Here is an 18,339-nt window from a genome sequence, read left to right as displayed (position 1 = left end):
TGCTCATTTAGAAAATGCTGACGAGAACTAAAAGTTCTCTATTCAACTTGTTATGACCAACAAGTTGAAATTGTATTCATTCACTCATGAGTTTCACTTACGTAAAACTCCTCGTTGTTCAGTTTTCAAAGATCAAATTCTTTCATTTAACCTCGTGTTCATCACCGTTTGTTAATTTCAGCGGCGACTTTTATAATATATCATGTTCTCTTCGATAATGCAAGACTTTTTTTTGAAGCTTTTTTCGAAAGTCTTTTCACATCCTGTTGACCAGAATGTTTACTTCAAAGGAACGAGTTATAATTTATCACATTTTTGCTAACTGAGTCAATACCTTTTTATAAAAAAGTTATACAGCACTTATTGAGTTCTCTTAACCCTTTATTGCCAATAACAGCCCTCTCTAAACTGCCTCTATTTAGTTAGATATATAGAACAAAATCCCCTTCAAATCCATTTAAAAATGGACCGTAGGGGATATTTATATCCACATCATTATTTAAATTGTGAAATCCGTGCATTTCTCGCGTACTTAGAAAGTTCTTTTGCAGGCGCAAATCTTGCATACATACGGAAGACTGTTTTATAACGATTAGCTATAGCATATCGGATTTCACGATCCAGCCTAGAATCACCGAGATCGAGTAGCATCTCATCAAGTTCTTTGCGAATCACATAATCTAGTTCTTTACATTCCTTTTCATTAAACAGCATTCCGAGCATCACAATACTCCTTCATCATGTATTTTATCTGCCTTACAAGATGTTTTATTGTTATGCTCATGTTTTGGGAAAAATATGAATTCATTCTTAAATTACTTTACAAGCGCAAAAGTTATCGTGCTTTCAATAATGGCAGCAATGAACAAGAGAATAACAATCCAGACAGATGCTGTACCGGTTTGTCTTATAAAGGACCGTAAGTCTGTAGTTCGATTGCGAGTACTCTTAATTCCCTGGCCTAAGGATTTAATGATAAGCACACCAAACTTTAGACCAAATGCACATGCAACAATGATAGCTGGAATTTCTATAATTCCGTGCGGTAGCAACCCTTTTACAACCACATCGTACATACTCACACCCTGTTGCCATGATAAATGCAGTAAAAAGCCTAAAACTCCCCCGTTAATAACAAGAAAAATGATAGGCACCACCCCTGCTAGTGCTCCAGCAAAAATCACAAGTATGGCCTTTGTTGCATTATTCCAAAATATAAACGTAAAAAAGTTCCACTGTACATTATTCCCTTGCTGCAACTGCTCACTGATTTCTTTTATCCCGCTGATTTGCTGAATCATAATTTCTTGCAAAGCACCGGTGCTAATCCAACCAAGAATTCCTCCAACTAAAAAAATGATGGCAGCTGCCCACACATATTTTGATAACGATCTGAGATCTTTAATAAAAGTTTTTAAATGAAACATGTTGTCCCCCTCTTTCTATAATTTCATTAAGGTTCGGTTGCTTGTCATATGTACAAGGTACGAGCATACACATAAAAGTAAACGAATTGGTAAATGGAAGGAGCATCGATTATGAATTCATACTTCTATGTTTTAAATGGTCGAAAGATTAAGAAATTCCTCATTGTTTTCGCTGCAGCCATCTTCACTCTTGGAATCATCTACGTGGAGACAGAAAATGTGTCCGTATTCTCTGAAGGCGGAGGTTCTCCAACCGCGGTTTATAGTGTACCAACAGAGAAAAAATTAATCGCCCTGACGTTTGATATCAGCTGGGGGGATAAACGCACCGAACCAATTCTAAAAGTACTTGAAGATAAAAATGTACAAAAGGCTACTTTTTTTCTATCAGCCCCTTGGTCTAAAACACACCCTGATATGGTCACAACGATTAAAGATGCCGGCTTTGAAATTGGTAGCCATGGATATAAACATGTGAATTACAGTAGTTTAACGGAAGAAGAAATCCAAAAGCAAATTTCAACAGCCCATTCTATTTTAACCGATGTGTCTGGAAAAGAACCGAACTTAATCCGCCTTCCAAACGGGGATTTCGATAAGCGAGTACTACGCATTGCAGATAACCTTAACTATCAGGTTGTTCAGTGGGATACCGATTCCCTCGATTGGAAGAACCCTGGAGTGGATCAAATTGTGAATCGTGTTGTCAGTAAAGCCCATCCCGGTGATATTGTTCTTCTTCATGCCAGTGACTCTGTAAAACAAACTCATGAAGCATTACCTATTATTATTGATCAGCTTCGTCAAAAAGGATATGAGTTCGTAACTGTATCCGAATTAATTAATCAGTCTAATGTAAAAGGTACCGAGGTACGCGACCAAGCCTTTATTGATCAACAAATTGAAGACGCAGCGGGACTATAAACAAAAAGAGCTAACGCTTAAGTTAGCTCTTTTGCTTTGGAATCCGTTCTTGGTACAATTCGGTGAAGCATAAGAATTTGATATGTATTACAAGCAAGAAGCGGAATCACGGTAAACGTAGTAGCTGCATTTTCCCCAATATTTAATACACCAATGGTCTCCACTATGGTCAAAGCGATCATGAAAAATAAAGTCGGTATTAGGGCATTACTATTTGTAGCTTTTACTTTAAAATATGCGGTTACAAGTGCAGTCGCTAAAATAATCAAACTAAGCAGCATATCTGTAAACCCCGTTTTACTGTTATCCATAAATATACGGAAGAACATTAATTCAAGTAAGGCAAGAATCGTTAGCGCTAACTGAATGTAATTCCATGTTTTTATAGAAAATGTGCCTCTCCCCATATAATTAAGGATTAAGTAAGCGAAAAAGCCAAGCTGTGAGTAGACACTAATCATCATACCCGCTCCGAATAAGATAAGTAGATACAATAGGAAATCTGCAGTACTTGATGGCTTGTACTCCCCCGTGGTGAGTATTAGTCCCGTTATTAATGACGCGATCCCGCCAATACATAAGGTTTGCCAAAATAAATTAAACCATTTCCTTAAATTCAAAACTTTTCCACCTCCAAGTGTTTATTTTACCAACGATCTCTAAAAAACACCATGGCTTTACAGACATAAATCCCTTCCTTGCCCCACATACTACATTCAGTTATTCAGAAAAAGGGGATGTGAAGCAATTGAAGTGGCATAGCATTAAATGTTTATGTATTGCAGGAGGTCTGGCTTTATTTTTATCCGGTTGCGGGTCTGATAATCCAAGTGCTGCTCCGCAGGGGAGTTATAAAGAAACAAAGACAATGGTCATTGATATTCTAAAAAGCGATGAAGGTAAAAAAGCTCTGGAAGAAGCTCTTCTCGGAGAAAGTAGTTCGGGCCAAGGCTCATCCAGCGAAGCAGGTTCGGGAAACAATTCAAGTGGTTCAGTAAATACATCTAAAGGGTTAGGAATAAAAATGCTCACTGCACAGAGCTCTTCAGATGAAATCAGAGTGGCCGTTAAAGATACCTTGTCTTCTCCTGAATATAAAAAAGTATTTGAGGAAATTATGAAAGATCCAAAATTTGCCGGGGATTTTGCTAAAGTAGTCAATTCCCAAAGTAAACAAATTCATATGGAACTCATTAAAGATCCCTCCTATCAAAAATCAATGGAAGATATATTAAAATCGCCCGAAATGACTAAAATGTTATTACAACTAACCCAAACGGCAGATTATCGTAAACAGACAATGAGTGTTATGCAGGAAGCCATGCAAAATCCTATTTTTCGGATGGAAGTTATGGAGCTGTTAAAGTCAGTCGTCAAAGAAGAACTTCAGCCTAAACAAAGCGAAGGTGCTGGAGGAGATCAAGAAAAGAAAGACCAATCCAAGAGCCAAGGTGGTAAAAAGGAAGAAGGCGGCAGTAGTAGTGGTGGTGAGGGCAGTGGTAGCGGTAGTTAACTAAGTATTACCTTGTAGTAACTTATTCAGGAAAAACAAGGCCAAGCGGATCGCTTGGCCTTTTGAGTATAATCTTATATGATTTTCTTTAATTATAAACTTTAGCCTGTAATTAGATGTTTGGCTACTTCATCATATATTTTGCCGATCTCTGTATTTTCCTTATATACTGAGGGCGAAAAATCCGGCTCAGATATATGATTATCGGGAGAACCCAATGGGATTTGAGCAAGAAGCTCCGTGTGCAAGCTTTCTGCTAGTCGCCCTCCTCCACCTCTTCCAAATACATAATCTTTTGTACCACATGCACTACACTCGTAGTAAGCCATATTTTCTATTACTCCAAGCAATTCATGATTGGTTTGAATGGCCATAGCCCCTGCTCTGGCAGCAACAAATGCCGCAGTGGCATGCGGTGTCGTTACTATAATTTCTTTGCTTTGCGGAATCATTTGGTGTACGTCTAGCGCGACATCCCCTGTACCCGGAGGCAAATCAAGGATCATATAATCTAAATCCCCCCAATTTACATCACTAAAAAATTGTCGCAACATCTTGCCAAGCATCGGCCCTCTCCAAATGACAGGGCTGTTCTCTTGTACAAAGAATCCCATAGACATCACTTTCACACCAAAACGCTCAACCGGCTCAATTACTCCATCTATCAGTACAGGCGCATCTTCAATGCCCATCATATCTGGGATACTAAATCCATAGATATCCGCATCTATGATCCCTACTTTTTTGCCTTGTCTCGCCAGCGCAACAGCCAAGTTAACGGTGACCGTTGATTTCCCTACTCCTCCTTTACCACTAGCAATAGCTATAAAGGTAACTCCGGATTTGGGATCGAGCAATTCATGAGACTCCATACCAGCCGCGTGTCCTTTTACAAGTACTTCATCATCGGCAGGTTCCGTTTCTTTTGTTGATTTCTGTTCAGAGCTAGGGAGGGATTCTTTTTCCGCAGCTGATGCAAGGCGCATTCTTACATGGACCTCTTGTACGCCCGCTTCCTGAAGAAGAGCTGTGACATTATTTTTTAGTATATTGCGAACGTTTTCATCATCGGTCAAACAAATCAAGGTTAAAGCCACACTGTCCTCTTTTACCATGATATCCCGAATAAACTGCAAATCTGTAAATAACAGACCGCTCATAGGCTCTTGCAAGGTAGAAAGCACTTCTAGTACCTGATCTCTTGATAACATGATAATTGCACCTCAGCTTTAGTCTATTGGCATGTATTTCACTCAGATCTTTCTCATACACGTCCATTATATCACTCACCGAGGTGCGGAGGGCTTACTTTTTCATTTTTTCACCAGACGTGTATCTTAAAATCCCTTTGTACACCGAAGCAGCCACTTTGCGTTGATACTCTTCTTCCGCAAGAAGTCTAGACTCCTCAGGATGAGAAAGAAAACCAACTTCTACTAATACCGCTGGCATTTTTAGCGCTTGCAGCAGATATACAGTGTTTACTGTTTTGGCTATTCGGTCTGTGTTCTCAAGATTCCTTCTTATCTCATCTTGTACAAGCGCAGCAAAATCTGCATTATCCTCATGATTAGGGTAATAGAATACTTGAGCACCACTCCAGCGGTTTGAAGGAATACTGTTCATATGGATCGTAATGAAAAGATCTGCTTTTTTGTCATTAATCATTTTAACTCGCTGCTTTAAATCTTCTGTTTTTCGTCTCGAATAAGATTTGGTGTCAGGGGGAGCTAGGTCCACATCTCTTTCTCTTGTCATCACCACTGTGGCACCTGCTTGCTGCAAGTAATCACGTAAGTAAAGAGCCACTGCTAAATTAATATCTTTCTCAATGATCCCTTGTTTGCTGACAGCTCCCCCATCAGGTCCTCCATGACCAGCATCTAGAGCTATTACCTTACCTGATAGCGGCAAGCTCCACGAACTCCATGTTTTCGATGCCGGGACCTCATACACTGCAATACAGATAAAGAGTGCCAGCAAGAGAAAACCCATCATCAGTTTTTTCATGGTGCTTACATGGATCCATACCATCAATTTGCTTGAACGCTGTTTACGCATAAAAAAGCCACCTCCGATCCCATAAATGACCATAATGATCTATATGGGACGAGGTGGACAAATATACCGTTCATATGGACAAACTTATGAAATCTAAGACGTAACGTGTTCCGTCATACCTTCAATCAATATTTGGGCCACTTCTGGACGTGTGAATTCAGGCGGCGGGCACTTGCCATCACGGAGAAGAGCTCTAACTTTGGTACCCGACAAGGTCATATGATCTTCTTTACTATGCGGGCATGTTTTGGCAGAAGCCATGTTGCCACATTTTAAACAAAAGAAGCTATGTTCAAAGAAAAGAGGAGTAATCCCCAGTTCCTCTCTTGTAAAGTTAGTAAATATCTCTTGAGCCTCATAGGTACCGTAGTAGTCTCCTACTCCAGCGTGATCCCGACCAACAATAAAATGAGTACATCCATAGTTTTTGCGTACAATCGCGTGGAAAATAGCCTCTCTAGGGCCCGCATAACGCATTGCTGCTGGAAAGACACCTAAAAAGGTGCGATCGGCAGGATAATAATTCTCAAGCAGCGCTAGATAACTGTTCATACGAACATCGGCGGGAACGTCGTCTGATTTTGTTTCGCCTACCAGCGGATTAAGGAATAATGCATCTACAATCTCCATGGCGCTTTTTTGGATATACTCATGGGCACGGTGAACAGGGTTCCGTGTTTGGAAACCAACAATCGTTTTCCAGCCATTTTGTTGAAAAAGTTGCCGTGTTTGTTGGGGGTCAAAGTAGAACTCATTAAATTTAGCAGGTTGTTTACGGTTTAACACGAAGATGGGACCGCCAATATAAAAGACAGAACGTTCAAACAGCTTTTTTACCCCTGGATGTTCCTGATCATTTGTCTTATAAACATTCTTCGCCTCTTTATCATGATCAACTTCATAAATACTCTCTATCTTGAGGGTGCCGTATATAACATTGTCCTCTTGACCTGTAAGTGCAATGGTCTCACCAATTTGGAGGGTTTGTGCCGTATCCCGATCAACGTCAAGCGTAATAGGTATACTCCAAACGGTGCCATCCGAAAGTCTCATTCCTTCAATCACGGACTGATAGTCTGCTTCATTCATAAAGCCCGTAAGCGGAGAAAAAGCTCCTACCCCTATGAGATCAAGATCAGAAATGGTCCAGTTGCTAATCGGTAATTTTCTTAGTTTCTCTGCGGTTTGAAGTAATTCTTCCCGATTCTTATCTTCTACAATTCGATTCACTAATGTACCACCGTGAGGTAATATCGATGCCATGATCTCATCTCCCTATAGTCTATACACACTTTAGCAACGTGATAGATATGTTATTTATGAAGCCCACATTCGGTCTTATCATTACCTGACCAACGCCCAGCGCGCGGATCTTCACCTGGCATCACTTGTCTAGTGCATTGTTCACAGCCAATGCTAGGGTAGTTTTGATCATGCAATGGATTATAAATCAGATTATTTTCATTAATGTATTTCCACACATCCTCATTAGTCCATCCGGCAATTGGGTTGAATTTCATAAGTCCAAATTTCGTATCATACTCTACCTTCTTAGAGTTAGCACGAGTCGGGGCTTGATCTCGGCGGATGCCAGTAATCCACGCATCATATTGGGATAAAATACGGGTAAGCGGTTCTACTTTGCGAATATTACAGCAAGCGTTAGGCTCAGAATTCCAAAGTTCTGGACCATGAGCAGCCGCTTGTTCGTCTGGTGTTAATTTCGGAGACACTCGAACGAAATCAATATGATAGCGTGCTACAAGTCGATCTCTTGTTTCATACGTCTCTTTAAAGTGAAAGTCTGTATCAAGATAAAAAATATCGGTAGAAGGACTGACTTTTTGAATCATATCCACTAAAACAACATCTTCCGCACCAAAACTACATGCAAAAGTGATGTTCGGGAATGTCTCTACAGCGTAACGAATAATCTCTTCTGGAGAAGCATCTTCCAGTTCAATTGCCTTGTCTCTAGCCAACTCTTCTTTTTCTAACAGATTCACAATGAAGACCTCCCACAGGGGTATATTTTTTACACTAAACCGATATATATGATATGAATTACAATTAAGTATAAATATTTCCAGTTGGATGTCAATGCTATTTCCAAGGCAAACTGTCAGAATTATTAGTAATTATTGATATTCATCTTATATTCCTACTATGTAAACAGCAAAAAAAGTCCTCTCTTCCGAAGAAGAAAGGACTTTTGATCCGAACAGATTAACGTTTGGAGAACTGAGGTGCGCGACGAGCCGCTTTAAGACCGTATTTTTTACGTTCTTTCATACGTGAGTCACGTGTTAAGAAGCCAGCTTTTTTCAAGCTTCCACGGTACTCAGGATCTACTTTAAGAAGTGCACGGGAGATACCGTGACGAATTGCTCCTGCTTGACCAGTAATACCGCCACCGTGAGCAATAACGAGAATATCGTAGTTGCTTGTAGTTTCAGTCAGTTCAAGTGGTTGTTTAACGATCAGTTTGAGTGTTTCCAAACCGCCGAAATAATCGTTGATATCACGTTTGTTAATGACAATGCGTCCTTCACCCGGTATAAGGCGAACACGAGCTACCGAATGTTTACGACGACCTGTCCCATAGTATTGTACTTGTGCCATGAAACTGTCCTCCTTTTAATTATCCGCGAAGTTCGTAAACTTCAGGTTTTTGTGCTGCATGTGGATGTTCAGCGCCAGCATATGCTTTCAATCTAAGTTTCATTTGGTTACCCATACGTGTTTTAGGAAGCATGCCGTGTACAGCAAGTTCGATCATACGTTCAGGTTTGTTTTTCACCATGTCTTTTGCAACAGTGACTTTGAGGCCACCTGGGTGCATGGAATGACGATAGTATTTTTTGTTCTCCATTTTCTTACCTGTAAGAACAATTTTCTCAGCATTGATGACAACAACGAAATCACCAGTGTCAACGTGTGGAGTGAATTGTGGCTTATGTTTACCGCGGATCAGAGCCGCAGCTTCGCTTGCCAAACGGCCAAGCGTTTTGCCTTCAGCGTCAATGATGTGCCAGTTACGCTCAACTTCACTAGGCTTAGCCATATAAGTGGTACGCATGAAAAGATCCTCCTTTAAATATCGCGTTCATAATACGCATTAATAGTTATCATTTATATTCGTTAAAAGTTGCTGTTAGTTTGATGGATTTACGTGTGTTGCATATTGTTTACTTAAGTGGGGCTGTGGGAAAGCCATTAAGAAAACACAACTTATATATTACACGATTAAATGCTACTTCGCAAGACATTATCGCAGGTTTTTTTTAGGAGATTTTCGTACTCTACATTCCATAACATTAAACCCTTGCTAACCGCTGTAGGACCAGCTGCAGAGCGGTCTTGTGCAGCCAGAATATGTTTCATATCTTCAGGCTGACGTTTCCCTTCTCCTATTTCCAAGAGCGTACCGATAATAATTCGCACCATATGCTGAAGAAAACCATTACCGGTCAAATAGATATGAATAATACCTTGATCTCGCGGATGATCCACTCTGCACATGGAAGTGTCGTGGTCCATTCGCGCTTCATATAAAGTCCTGACATGGGAATCCTTCGTTGAATGCCTAGATGCGAAAGAAGTAAAGTCGTGCGTACCTAGTAAGTACGGCAGACTTTCATTCATTGCCTTAATATCGAGCTTGCCTGGATGGTGCAGCTGTATTCGTCGATTAAATAGATCTGCAAATTGATTCGCATTAATCGTATAACGATAAGTTTTTCTTTTGGCAGAGCGCCGGGAATGAAATGAGAGTGGTACTTCATATGCATCTGTTATAAGGATGTCGTCAGGAAGTCTTGTGTTAAGAGCCATGCACCAGCGTTCAAGAGGAATCTTGGACTCTGTGTGAAAGTGAAACACTTGTCCCCTTGCATGGACCCCAGCATCAGTACGTCCTGAGGCATGGATTTTGATTTCCTCTCCAGTCAGATATTTAATCGATTTCTCGATAACATCCTGTATTGTGTTGCCAATGGGCTGTGTCTGAAAACCAAAGTAATCCGTTCCATCATAATTCACACGCATACAAATGTTCCGCATTATTCTCACCTCATCATACCATACTAATCACAGTAACCACTTCGTATCGAATGCAAGCACCACAATGAAAAAGAGCTCCTCTCGGAGCTCCTCCCCAAACTACAGCGTAGCGCAAGTGAAAAAAAGGGGCAGTTCAGAACCTAGATCCTGTCCACCCTTCCTTCACTCTCGCCTAATATTACACGCGGTCTACTAATTCCAAGTAAACCATAGGTGCAGAATCACCGCGACGAGGTCCCAGTTTCATGATACGAGTGTATCCACCTGGACGCTCAGTGTAACGTGGTGCAATATCGCTGAACAGTTTTTGAATTGCATCCTGTTCACCATCAATTGTTTCACGGCGCACATATGCAGCAACTTGACGACGTGCGTGCAAATCACCTTTTTTAGCTTTAGTGATCAATTTCTCAGCGATAGAACGAACTTCTTTCGCTTTCGCTTCCGTCGTTTGAATGCGCTCATATAAGAACAGATCCGTTACGAGGTCACGGAACAATGCTTTACGAGCACTGGAGTTACGACCCAACTTTTGGTATGCCATGTTTTCCCCTCCTTCACTTCAAGCAATCGTGTTGCTACTCTTCTGTACGAAGACCCAAACCAAGCTCTTCGAGCTTCTCTTGCACTTCTTCTAAAGATTTACGACCCAGGTTACGTACCTTCATCATGTCCTCTTCAGTTTTCGTTGTAAGTTCTTGAACCGTATTGATACCAGCACGTTTCAAGCAGTTATAGGATCGAACAGATAGATCGAGCTCTTCGATCGTCATTTCGAGTACTTTTTCTTTTTTGTCTTCCTCTTTTTCGACCATGATTTCTGCATCTTTTGCTTCGTCTGTTAGACCCACAAAGAGCAGTACATGTTCAGTCAAGATTTTTGCGCCAAGACTTACCGCTTCTTCTGGACGAATGCTGCCATCTGTCCAAATTTCAAGTGTAAGTTTGTCGTAGTTTGTTACTTGACCTACACGCGTATTTTCAACACCATAGTTGACACGCGCAATCGGGGTATAGATCGAATCCACAGGGATGACGCCGATCGGCTGATCATCGCGTTTATTCCGATCTGCCTGGACGTAGCCGCGACCGCGATTGGCATAAATACGCATGTGTAGTCTCGAACCTGGACCAAGAGTAGCGATATGAAGATCCGGATTAAGGATTTCAACATCACTATCCGCACGGATATCTCCGGCTGTAACAGCCCCTTCACCTTCAGCATCAATCTCAAGAATCTTCTCTTCATCAGAGTGAATCTTCAAAGACAAAGCTTTAAGGTTCAGAATGATTTCCGTAACGTCTTCCATTACGCCAGGAACTGTAGCAAACTCGTGCAACACTCCATCGATTTGCACCGATGTAACTGCCGCACCTGGAAGTGAGGAAAGCAAGATACGGCGAAGCGAGTTACCTAGCGTCGTACCATATCCGCGTTCCAGCGGTTCTACCACAAATTTGCCATAAGTGCCATCATCGTTGACGTCTACCGTCTCAATTTTTGGCTTTTCGATTTCTATCACTGCAATACCCCTCCTTCAAAACGTCGGTCCGATATGAAATATTTACCTTATCTAGTGTTACCATGTAGTATGCCTAAACAACCATTATTAACAGATTGTGCCGGATTATACCACACGAAGGGGGCAAATCTCATTAGACACGACGACGTTTTGGAGGACGGCATCCGTTATGTGGCACAGGAGTTACGTCTTTGATCAGGTTAACTTCAAGACCAGCAGCTTGCAAAGAGCGGATCGCTGCTTCACGGCCAGCACCTGGACCTTTAACCATAACTTCAACTGCTTTCATGCCGTGTTCCATTGCTGCTTTAGCTGCAGATTCTGCTGCCATTTGAGCTGCGAATGGAGTCGACTTACGGGAACCTCTAAATCCAAGACCGCCGGAGCTTGCCCAAGAGATAGCGTTACCGTGTGGATCCGTAATTGTAACAATTGTGTTATTGAACGTGGAACGAATGTGAGCCACGCCAGACTCAATATTTTTACGGTCACGACGTTTAGTACGTACGACTTTTTTCGGTTTAGCCATTGTAGATTATCCTCCCTTCTTATTTCTTTTTATTTGCTACAGTACGACGAGGACCTTTACGCGTACGAGCATTTGTTTTAGTACGTTGTCCACGAACTGGAAGACCACGACGGTGACGAATACCACGGTAGCATCCAATCTCAGTCAAACGTTTAATATTTAAAGAAATTTCTCGACGAAGGTCACCTTCTACTTTAACCATTTTGTCGATACTTTCACGTAATTTGCTCACTTCATCTTCCGTAAGATCACGGACACGAGTATTCGGACTAATGCCTGTTTCGCTCAAAATTTTCTTGGAAGTCGTTGAACCGATTCCGAAAATATATGTCAAGGCGATCTCAACGCGTTTATCACGTGGCAAATCCACACCAGCTATACGAGCCATTTTACGCTACACCCCCTTCTATTAACCTTGTTTTTGTTTGTGTTTCGGATTTTCGCAGATGACCATTACATTACCTTTGCGGCGAATGACTTTGCATTTCTCGCAGATAGGTTTTACAGAAGGTCTTACCTTCATGTTGATTACCTCCTCAAAGTTTTACGATGAGTAAAACTGACTTCGAAAGCATGCTAACAGCCAGATAATACACAATCTATTTACATAGAGTACACTAGATTATGATACCATGCAAAGCTGATATAAACCTTCATCGTTATTTCAGAAAATAAGCCTTACTATTTACGATAAGTTATACGCCCTTTTGATAGGTCATAAGGCGATAACTGAACAACCACTTTATCTCCTGTCAGAATGCGGATAAAGTGCATCCGCAGTTTGCCGGAAACGTGAGCTAGAATTTGATGACCATTCTCAAGCTCTACTTTGAACGTTGCGTTGGGAAGCGGCTCAAGAACCGTTCCTTCCACTTCAATGACATCTTCTTTGGCCACAGTTAGTCTCCTTTCTCTTCAGCTTTGAACTCCGCCTACATTTAAGAACTGCTGAACTGCATAACGCAGTTTTCCGTTCGTTACCCGTCCAACTTCGTTTAAGCTGTTCACAACCTCGCTGCTAATCATCGGCTGGGGTTCCAGGTGAAGAAGGTTCTTCTTCTTTCGTCCGTCAAACTTACGTTTGTATCCGTCAGCAATATACACGAACCTGTTGTCCTCAACAGCAATGACTACTGCAATCTGACCGGCATCTCTGCCTCGAAGTATTTTTACGATCTGTCCGACTTGTGGGATCTTTTGATTCATCGTCTCATCACCTACGCATCTCGCTTTCGTAAAAATTACATCCTGTCTGGTTAAGAACAAAAGAAAGTTCTTGAGCACACAGCACATTGTCATACGACATTGTATACAGCCGAACATTGTTCGACGCTTCATGCACTCTTCGTTCATCGACTGAAGTACAAATACTGGCAGGAAAACCGTTATAACCTGTGAAAGACGGCACAGCCCCTTGACTGCGATTATGTTGATCAGTCATTTGGTCAAGTTCTCCGGACAAAACCCGAGCAATACCGTGATTTGCAGGATCAGCCTGCACTAATGTGCGAGTTAATCTTGCATCACAGTTTGATCCCAGTTCTGCATCGGACTTACAAATGATCATTACCATTAACCTCGCAGTAAGGATACGATCTCTTGCGACACCGCATGAATTTCCTGTTCCCCGTCGATTTGACGCAGAAGACCTTTGTTCTCATAAAACGTGAGGAGTGGTGCAGTTTTGTTGATATATTCGTCAAGACGTGTACCTACGCTCTCTTCATTATCATCAGAACGTTGATACAATTCGCCGCCGCATTTATCACAAATGCCTTCCTGTTTAGGAGGGTTAAAAACAACATGATACGTAGCACCGCAATTTTTACACAAGCGACGTCCCGTTAGACGAGCAAGCAGTTTGTCACGGTCTACTTTCAAGTTGATGACATGGTCCAAACCAGTATTAAGTCGATTTAGGATACCGTCAAGCGCTTCTGCTTGAGAAATGGTTCTTGGAAATCCATCCAATAGAAACCCTTTCTTGCAATCAGGCTGCTGTAGGCGTTCTTCAACAATACCGATTGTTACATCGTCTGGTACAAGCAGTCCTTGGTCCATGTATTCTTTAGCTTTCATCCCAATAGGAGTTCCCTGTTTGATCGCTAAGCGAAATGCATCGCCTGTTGAAATGTGAGGAATGCTGAATTCATTTACAATTGCTTCTGCTTGTGTCCCTTTCCCTGCCCCAGGAGGGCCCATGAATAAAATGTTCACGTTATGTCACTCCCTCCAAGACTATCCCTTCAACAAGAAACAGCACAATAGGTGCCGGTTCTGGCAACAATCAAACAAATGATTAGCTGCTTTCAATACCGGAACCTATGGCTACTTATTGATGAAACCTTTGTAATGGCGTTTAATCAATTGACTTTCGATTTGTTTGGTCGTATCCAGTGCTACACCGATTACGATCAGCATGGATGTACCAGCAAGTTGTGCAACTTGCGGCAAACCAGAAAGCGAACCTAAGAATACAGGTAGAACGGAGATGACAGCCAAGAACAAAGCTCCGGTCATAGTCAAACGAGTCATGACACGGGACAAGTATTTCTCAGTTGCTTTACCCGGGCGAATGCCTGGGATGTAACCACCATTCTTCTTCATGTTATCGGCCATTTGTTGCGGATTCATCTGCACGAAAGTGTAGAAGAATGTAAAGCCGATAATCATAAGTACATAGAGTACCATACCCAGCGGTTTGTCATAAGACAAATTAGCAGTTACCCAATCAGCCCAGCCATAATTAGCCCAAAATGAAGCAATGATGACAGGGAACTGAAGAAGTGATACAGCAAAAATGACTGGGATTACACCTGCCGCATTAATTTTCAGCGGAATATGAGTGTTTTGTCCACCGTACATTTTGTTACCTACAACACGTTTAGCATATTGAACCGGAATCTTCCGAATCGCTTGCTGGATGTAAATAACCCCTACTACTGTTAACAGGAGAACCAGTACCACAATGATCACTTTAAGTGCATTCATGAATACTTGATCAGCCTGGATAAATTCAGATTCAACTGTCGTACGGATCACATTAGGAATCGTTGAAACGATACCTGCAAAGATAATGATGGAAATCCCGTTACCAATACCTTTTTCAGTAATCTGTTCACCGAGCCACATGAGGAATGAAGTACCTGCAGTCAATACAATTGCAATGACAATATAGTCAATGAATGTTGCATTCGGCACCATTTCCTGTCCATACAACCGGTTAAAACCGATAGATGTACCAAAAGCCTGGATTAACCCCAAAATTACTGTACCATAACGCGTGAGCTGCGCAAGTTTTTTCTTACCATGCTCACCTTGTTTAGCCCATTCCGCTAGTTTCGGAATAACATCCATCGACAGAAGCTGTACAATGATGGATGCTGTAATATATGGCATAATCCCGAGCGCGAAGATCGAAAATTGGAACAACGCTCCGCCCGAGAATGTGTTCAGAAGACCAAACAATTCTCTGCCTTGCGAATCTGCCGCAGTGAATACTTCTTTGTTAACTCCGGGAACCGGAACAAAGGAGCCAATGCGATAGATTATCAGAACAAAGAGAGTGAATAAAATCCGTTTACGCAGATCTTCGACTCGCCATATATTCTTTAAGGTTGTGAGCATTAGATCACCTCGGTTTTACCGCCGGCAGCCTCGATTTTCTCTACCGCAGATTGAGAGAACTTGTTAGCTTTAACTGTCAACTTCACAGTAATATCGCCATTACCCAGAATTTTGATTCCGGATTTTGTGTTTTTCACAATACCCGAATTAACCAAAATTTCTGGAGTTACTTCTGTACCTGCTTCAAAACTGTTCAGATCTTCAAGATTCACAACCGCATACTCTTTACGAGTAGGATTCGTGAAACCGCGTTTTGGCAGACGACGATACAATGGGTTTTGTCCACCCTCGAAGCCTGGACGTACACCACCGCCAGAGCGAGAGTTTTGACCTTTATGACCGCGACCTGAAGTTTTACCCATACCGCTGGAAGTACCGCGTCCAACGCGTTTGCGTTCTTTGCGGGATCCAGGTGCTGGAGAAAGTTCATGTAACTTCATCGTTCGTTGCACCTCCTTAATGATTTGTGGGACATGTCCCTTACGAATTACTCTTGGATTTCTTTAACAGAAACCATGTGACTTACTTTGTTCACCATACCGCGGATAGCAGCATTATCGTTATGAACCACAGTTTGGTTGATCTTACGAAGACCGAGAGTATTAACAGTCGCTCTTTGTGACTCATTACGTCCGATCAAACTGCGAACGAGGGTAATTTCCAATTTAGCCATGAGATTCCCTCCTTAGCCCCGAAGCTCTTCGACAGTTTTTCCACGCAATTTCGCTACATCTTCAGCGCGTTTCAAGCGGGACAAACCTTCCAAGGTCGCATTGACCATGTTCATGGAATTCGAAGAACCCAGTGATTTTGTCAAAATGTCACCTACACCAGCAAGTTCCAAAACGGCACGTACTGGTCCACCAGCGATAACTCCAGTACCTTCAGAAGCTGGTTTCAAAAGAACACGGCCAGCGCCGAACTTACCAGTGATCATGTGAGGAATAGATGTTCCTACGATTGGTACATAAATCAGATTTTTCTTAGCATCATCAATACCTTTGCGAATCGCATCAGGTACTTCGCCAGCTTTACCAATACCAGCTCCAACCCAGCCGTTGCCATCGCCGACAACAACTAGTGCGCTGAAACTGAAACGGCGTCCGCCTTTTACTACTTTAGCTACGCGATTAATATTTACAACTCTTTCAGTGAGTTCTAAAGTGTTAGGATCTACACGCAAGTCGTTAACCTCCTTTTAAAAATATCTTAGAATTCAAGCCCTGCTTCACGAGCAGCATCAGCTAATGCTTGAACACGTCCATGATAAAGGTAGCCACCACGATCGAAAACGATGTTAGTGTATCCTTTTTCTTTTGCACGTTTAGCAACGAGTTCGCCCACTTTACGAGCTGCTTCTACGTTACCACCGTTATTGATTTCGCCACTGATTGCTTTATCTACTGTTGATGCGGATACCAGGGTTACACCTGCTACATCATCGATCAATTGAGCGTAGATATGCTTGGATGAACGGAATACGTTCAAACGTGGACGTTCAGCTGTTCCAGAAATTTTACCACGAACACGGATATGTCTTTTCAGACGTACTTTGTTCTTATCTTGTTTAGTAATCATCTTCGTTTCACTCCCTTCAGTTTGCCTTTAACGCTTCATATTAAGACGCACAGGGTATATTAGAAACACGAGCATATCGCCACCATATGATAGGGACGAGGGAAAAACGGTAAGAAAACTTATTTCTTCTTACCGGCTTTACCTTCCTTACGGATAATGCGCTCGCCTTCATATTTAATCCCTTTACCTTTATAAGGCTCAGGTTCGCGAACAGAACGGATCTCAGCTGCATATGCACCTACACGCTCTTTATTGATACCGCGAACGATGATTTTTGTGTTCGTAGGAACATCGAACTCAATGCCCGGTTCCGGAGTGATTTCTACCGGATGGGAGTAACCCACGTTCAGTACAATCTTATCTCCAGATTTGCTTGCACGATATCCGACCCCAACCAGCTCTAGAGATTTTTCGAAACCTTCAGTTACACCACTTACCATGTTACTAACAACGGAACGAGTAGTACCGTGTAGGGAACGATGGAGTTTGTTGTCAGAAGGACGAGTTACAAGAATTTCATTATTTTCAACAGTTACCTTCATATCTTTATGAAGTTCACGTGTGAGTGTACCTTTAGGACCTTTTACCGTAATAACGGTGTCATTCAAAGTGACTTCTACGCCACTTGGTACAGTAATTGGTTTGCGACCAATACGGGACATGTGTTGCACCTCCTTGTTTTGTGACTTATATTACCAAACGTAGCAGATAACTTCGCCGCCAGATTTTGCTTGGCGAGCTTCTTTATCTGTCATTACGCCTTTGGAAGTAGAAATGATCGCGATTCCGAGACCGCCAAGTACGCGAGGTACTTCATTGCTCTTCGTGTAAACACGTAGACCTGGTTTACTGATTCTTTTCAGACCAGTAATAACACGCTCGTTGTTTTGTCCGTATTTCAAGAAGATACGGATAATTCCTTGTTTGTTATCATCCACATATTCAGCATCACGGATGAAACCTTCACGCTTCAGGATTTCAGCGATTTGTTTTTTCATCGTCGAAGCAGGCATTTCTACCGTTTCGTGACGAACTGTGTTCGCATTACGAATGCGAGTAAGCATATCTGCAATTGGATCAGACATAGTCATTGTG

26 protein-coding genes and 2 pseudogenes are annotated in these 18,339 nt (G+C 41.9%); 2 read left to right on the top strand and 26 right to left on the bottom strand.

The features are described from left to right. Positions 1-495 precede the first annotated feature (495 nt). Together H9647_RS23380 and H9647_RS23375 are read right to left on the bottom strand one after the other, a co-directional pair. Positions 496-723, bottom strand: coding sequence for a hypothetical protein (locus tag H9647_RS23380; RefSeq protein ID WP_160036639.1), 228 nt, complete (start codon positions 721-723; stop codon positions 496-498). Positions 724-815: 92 nt separating this feature from the next. Beyond that, a complete protein-coding gene (locus H9647_RS23375; protein ID WP_191804571.1) occupies positions 816-1,427 on the bottom strand; it encodes a stage II sporulation protein M in 612 nt (203 codons plus the stop codon). Positions 1,428-1,538: 111 nt separating this feature from the next. Between H9647_RS23375 and pdaB the strand changes: the two genes are divergently transcribed. Then, a complete protein-coding gene (gene pdaB, locus H9647_RS23370) occupies positions 1,539-2,351 on the top strand; it encodes a polysaccharide deacetylase family sporulation protein PdaB (RefSeq protein ID WP_191804569.1) in 813 nt (270 codons plus the stop codon). 17 nt (positions 2,352-2,368) lie between these two features. Here the strand turns inward: pdaB and H9647_RS23365 are convergent, their stop codons facing one another. Then, a complete protein-coding gene (locus H9647_RS23365; protein ID WP_191804567.1) occupies positions 2,369-2,971 on the bottom strand; it encodes a KinB-signaling pathway activation protein in 603 nt (200 codons plus the stop codon). A gap of 128 nt (positions 2,972-3,099) precedes the next feature. Here H9647_RS23365 and gerD point away from each other — a divergent pair, with 128 nt between their 5' ends. Further along, positions 3,100-3,864: a spore germination lipoprotein GerD gene (gerD, locus tag H9647_RS23360; protein WP_225229528.1), complete on the top strand. Its 765-nt coding sequence runs from the start codon at positions 3,100-3,102 to the stop codon at positions 3,862-3,864. Between the two features lie 101 nt (positions 3,865-3,965). Here gerD and H9647_RS23355 read toward each other — a convergent pair whose 3' ends face one another. The 23 genes and pseudogenes from H9647_RS23355 to rpsH all read right to left on the bottom strand — a co-directional run bounded on the left by H9647_RS23355 (position 3,966) and on the right by rpsH (position 18,335). Then, positions 3,966-5,075, bottom strand: coding sequence for a P-loop NTPase (locus tag H9647_RS23355; RefSeq protein ID WP_191804564.1), 1,110 nt, complete (start codon positions 5,073-5,075; stop codon positions 3,966-3,968). A 94-nt stretch (positions 5,076-5,169) separates the two neighbouring features. Further along, the gene (gene cwlD, locus H9647_RS23350) at positions 5,170-5,898 is read right to left on the bottom strand and encodes an N-acetylmuramoyl-L-alanine amidase CwlD (RefSeq protein ID WP_404822653.1); all 729 of its coding nucleotides are present in this window, start codon (positions 5,896-5,898) and stop codon (positions 5,170-5,172) included. 120 nt (positions 5,899-6,018) lie between these two features. Continuing rightward, positions 6,019-7,188, bottom strand: coding sequence for a sulfate adenylyltransferase (sat, locus tag H9647_RS23345; RefSeq protein WP_191804560.1), 1,170 nt, complete (start codon positions 7,186-7,188; stop codon positions 6,019-6,021). Between the two features lie 50 nt (positions 7,189-7,238). After that, entirely contained in the window at positions 7,239-7,931 is a 693-nt protein-coding gene (locus H9647_RS23340; RefSeq protein WP_191804558.1) for a phosphoadenylyl-sulfate reductase, read from the bottom strand. A gap of 220 nt (positions 7,932-8,151) precedes the next feature. Further along, entirely contained in the window at positions 8,152-8,547 is a 396-nt protein-coding gene (rpsI, locus tag H9647_RS23335) for a 30S ribosomal protein S9 (RefSeq protein ID WP_191804556.1), read from the bottom strand. Between the two features lie 19 nt (positions 8,548-8,566). After that, positions 8,567-9,004: a 50S ribosomal protein L13 gene (gene rplM / locus H9647_RS23330; protein ID WP_191804554.1), complete on the bottom strand. Its 438-nt coding sequence runs from the start codon at positions 9,002-9,004 to the stop codon at positions 8,567-8,569. Positions 9,005-9,171: 167 nt separating this feature from the next. Next, the gene (truA, locus tag H9647_RS23325; protein ID WP_191804552.1) at positions 9,172-9,987 is read right to left on the bottom strand and encodes a tRNA pseudouridine(38-40) synthase TruA; all 816 of its coding nucleotides are present in this window, start codon (positions 9,985-9,987) and stop codon (positions 9,172-9,174) included. A gap of 178 nt (positions 9,988-10,165) precedes the next feature. Continuing rightward, the gene (rplQ, locus tag H9647_RS23320) at positions 10,166-10,531 is read right to left on the bottom strand and encodes a 50S ribosomal protein L17 (RefSeq protein ID WP_160036628.1); all 366 of its coding nucleotides are present in this window, start codon (positions 10,529-10,531) and stop codon (positions 10,166-10,168) included. Positions 10,532-10,565: 34 nt separating this feature from the next. Further along, entirely contained in the window at positions 10,566-11,510 is a 945-nt protein-coding gene (locus H9647_RS23315; RefSeq protein ID WP_160036627.1) for a DNA-directed RNA polymerase subunit alpha, read from the bottom strand. A gap of 133 nt (positions 11,511-11,643) precedes the next feature. Further along, positions 11,644-12,039 carry a 30S ribosomal protein S11 gene (gene rpsK / locus H9647_RS23310; protein ID WP_191804550.1) on the bottom strand — a complete coding sequence of 132 codons (396 nt, stop codon included), beginning with the start codon at positions 12,037-12,039 and terminating at the stop codon, positions 11,644-11,646. Positions 12,040-12,058: 19 nt separating this feature from the next. Next, complete coding sequence (gene rpsM / locus H9647_RS23305) at positions 12,059-12,427, bottom strand: 30S ribosomal protein S13 (protein WP_191804548.1); 369 nt, start codon at positions 12,425-12,427, stop codon at positions 12,059-12,061. A gap of 21 nt (positions 12,428-12,448) precedes the next feature. Further along, the gene (gene rpmJ / locus H9647_RS23300; protein WP_003333770.1) at positions 12,449-12,562 is read right to left on the bottom strand and encodes a 50S ribosomal protein L36; all 114 of its coding nucleotides are present in this window, start codon (positions 12,560-12,562) and stop codon (positions 12,449-12,451) included. A gap of 158 nt (positions 12,563-12,720) precedes the next feature. Then, complete coding sequence (gene infA / locus H9647_RS23295) at positions 12,721-12,936, bottom strand: translation initiation factor IF-1 (RefSeq protein WP_036652996.1); 216 nt, start codon at positions 12,934-12,936, stop codon at positions 12,721-12,723. A 2-nt stretch (positions 12,937-12,938) separates the two neighbouring features. Beyond that, positions 12,939-13,245, bottom strand: a pseudogene (locus tag H9647_RS23290) (KOW motif-containing protein). 130 nt (positions 13,246-13,375) lie between these two features. Next, positions 13,376-13,498 (bottom strand): annotated as a pseudogene (locus H9647_RS26345) (type I methionyl aminopeptidase); the annotation flags it as partial. A gap of 113 nt (positions 13,499-13,611) precedes the next feature. Further along, a complete protein-coding gene (locus H9647_RS23280; RefSeq protein ID WP_191804544.1) occupies positions 13,612-14,256 on the bottom strand; it encodes an adenylate kinase in 645 nt (214 codons plus the stop codon). A 111-nt stretch (positions 14,257-14,367) separates the two neighbouring features. After that, positions 14,368-15,666 (bottom strand): preprotein translocase subunit SecY, encoded by a 1,299-nt coding sequence (gene secY, locus H9647_RS23275; RefSeq protein WP_191804542.1) that lies wholly within the window; start codon positions 15,664-15,666, stop codon positions 14,368-14,370. Continuing rightward, positions 15,666-16,106 carry a 50S ribosomal protein L15 gene (rplO, locus tag H9647_RS23270; protein ID WP_191804540.1) on the bottom strand — a complete coding sequence of 147 codons (441 nt, stop codon included), beginning with the start codon at positions 16,104-16,106 and terminating at the stop codon, positions 15,666-15,668. Before rplO ends, secY begins: the two co-directional genes overlap by 1 nt. A 47-nt stretch (positions 16,107-16,153) precedes the next feature. Further along, positions 16,154-16,339, bottom strand: coding sequence for a 50S ribosomal protein L30 (rpmD, locus tag H9647_RS23265; RefSeq protein ID WP_160036622.1), 186 nt, complete (start codon positions 16,337-16,339; stop codon positions 16,154-16,156). Between the two features lie 12 nt (positions 16,340-16,351). Continuing rightward, positions 16,352-16,849, bottom strand: coding sequence for a 30S ribosomal protein S5 (gene rpsE / locus H9647_RS23260; protein ID WP_191804538.1), 498 nt, complete (start codon positions 16,847-16,849; stop codon positions 16,352-16,354). Positions 16,850-16,875: 26 nt separating this feature from the next. Then, the gene (gene rplR, locus H9647_RS23255; RefSeq protein ID WP_191804536.1) at positions 16,876-17,244 is read right to left on the bottom strand and encodes a 50S ribosomal protein L18; all 369 of its coding nucleotides are present in this window, start codon (positions 17,242-17,244) and stop codon (positions 16,876-16,878) included. A gap of 119 nt (positions 17,245-17,363) precedes the next feature. Next, entirely contained in the window at positions 17,364-17,906 is a 543-nt protein-coding gene (gene rplF / locus H9647_RS23250; protein WP_191804534.1) for a 50S ribosomal protein L6, read from the bottom strand. Positions 17,907-17,936: 30 nt separating this feature from the next. Continuing rightward, entirely contained in the window at positions 17,937-18,335 is a 399-nt protein-coding gene (gene rpsH / locus H9647_RS23245) for a 30S ribosomal protein S8 (protein WP_160036618.1), read from the bottom strand. Positions 18,336-18,339: the final 4 nt, after the last annotated feature.

It is taken from the genome of Paenibacillus gallinarum (genome assembly GCF_014836635.1).
GTDB lineage: Bacteria > Bacillota > Bacilli > Paenibacillales > Paenibacillaceae > Paenibacillus > Paenibacillus gallinarum.
The sequence above is the reverse complement of the archived record's forward strand: the minus strand, read 5'-3'. Positions and strand labels throughout refer to the sequence as shown.

What these genes read in the sequence shown, in the direction of transcription:
- rplQ (WP_160036628.1), bottom strand. Translation starts at nt 10,531, where the DNA reads ATGGCATACCAAAAGTTGGGTCGTAACTCCAGTGCTCGTAAAGCATTG.
- rplR (WP_191804536.1), bottom strand. Translation starts at nt 17,244, where the DNA reads ATGATTACTAAACAAGATAAGAACAAAGTACGTCTGAAAAGACATATC.
- rpmJ (WP_003333770.1), bottom strand. Translation starts at nt 12,562, where the DNA reads ATGAAGGTAAGACCTTCTGTAAAACCTATCTGCGAGAAATGCAAAGTC.
- truA (WP_191804552.1), bottom strand. Translation starts at nt 9,987, where the DNA reads ATGCGGAACATTTGTATGCGTGTGAATTATGATGGAACGGATTACTTT.
- rpsM (WP_191804548.1), bottom strand. Translation starts at nt 12,427, where the DNA reads ATGGCTCGTATAGCTGGTGTGGATTTGCCACGTGATAAACGCGTTGAG.
- rpsK (WP_191804550.1), bottom strand. Translation starts at nt 12,039, where the DNA reads ATGGCTAAACCGAAAAAAGTCGTACGTACTAAACGTCGTGACCGTAAA.
- rplM (WP_191804554.1), bottom strand. Translation starts at nt 9,004, where the DNA reads ATGCGTACCACTTATATGGCTAAGCCTAGTGAAGTTGAGCGTAACTGG.
- rpsI (WP_191804556.1), bottom strand. Translation starts at nt 8,547, where the DNA reads ATGGCACAAGTACAATACTATGGGACAGGTCGTCGTAAACATTCGGTA.
- secY (WP_191804542.1), bottom strand. Translation starts at nt 15,666, where the DNA reads ATGCTCACAACCTTAAAGAATATATGGCGAGTCGAAGATCTGCGTAAA.
- H9647_RS23355 (WP_191804564.1), bottom strand. Translation starts at nt 5,075, where the DNA reads ATGTTATCAAGAGATCAGGTACTAGAAGTGCTTTCTACCTTGCAAGAG.
- H9647_RS23375 (WP_191804571.1), bottom strand. Translation starts at nt 1,427, where the DNA reads ATGTTTCATTTAAAAACTTTTATTAAAGATCTCAGATCGTTATCAAAA.
- rpmD (WP_160036622.1), bottom strand. Translation starts at nt 16,339, where the DNA reads ATGGCTAAATTGGAAATTACCCTCGTTCGCAGTTTGATCGGACGTAAT.
- rpsH (WP_160036618.1), bottom strand. Translation starts at nt 18,335, where the DNA reads ATGACTATGTCTGATCCAATTGCAGATATGCTTACTCGCATTCGTAAT.
- pdaB (WP_191804569.1), top strand. Translation starts at nt 1,539, where the DNA reads ATGAATTCATACTTCTATGTTTTAAATGGTCGAAAGATTAAGAAATTC.
- rplF (WP_191804534.1), bottom strand. Translation starts at nt 17,906, where the DNA reads ATGTCCCGTATTGGTCGCAAACCAATTACTGTACCAAGTGGCGTAGAA.
- H9647_RS23380 (WP_160036639.1), bottom strand. Translation starts at nt 723, where the DNA reads ATGCTCGGAATGCTGTTTAATGAAAAGGAATGTAAAGAACTAGATTAT.
- rplO (WP_191804540.1), bottom strand. Translation starts at nt 16,106, where the DNA reads ATGAAGTTACATGAACTTTCTCCAGCACCTGGATCCCGCAAAGAACGC.
- cwlD (WP_404822653.1), bottom strand. Translation starts at nt 5,898, where the DNA reads ATGGTATGGATCCATGTAAGCACCATGAAAAAACTGATGATGGGTTTT.
- sat (WP_191804560.1), bottom strand. Translation starts at nt 7,188, where the DNA reads ATGGCATCGATATTACCTCACGGTGGTACATTAGTGAATCGAATTGTA.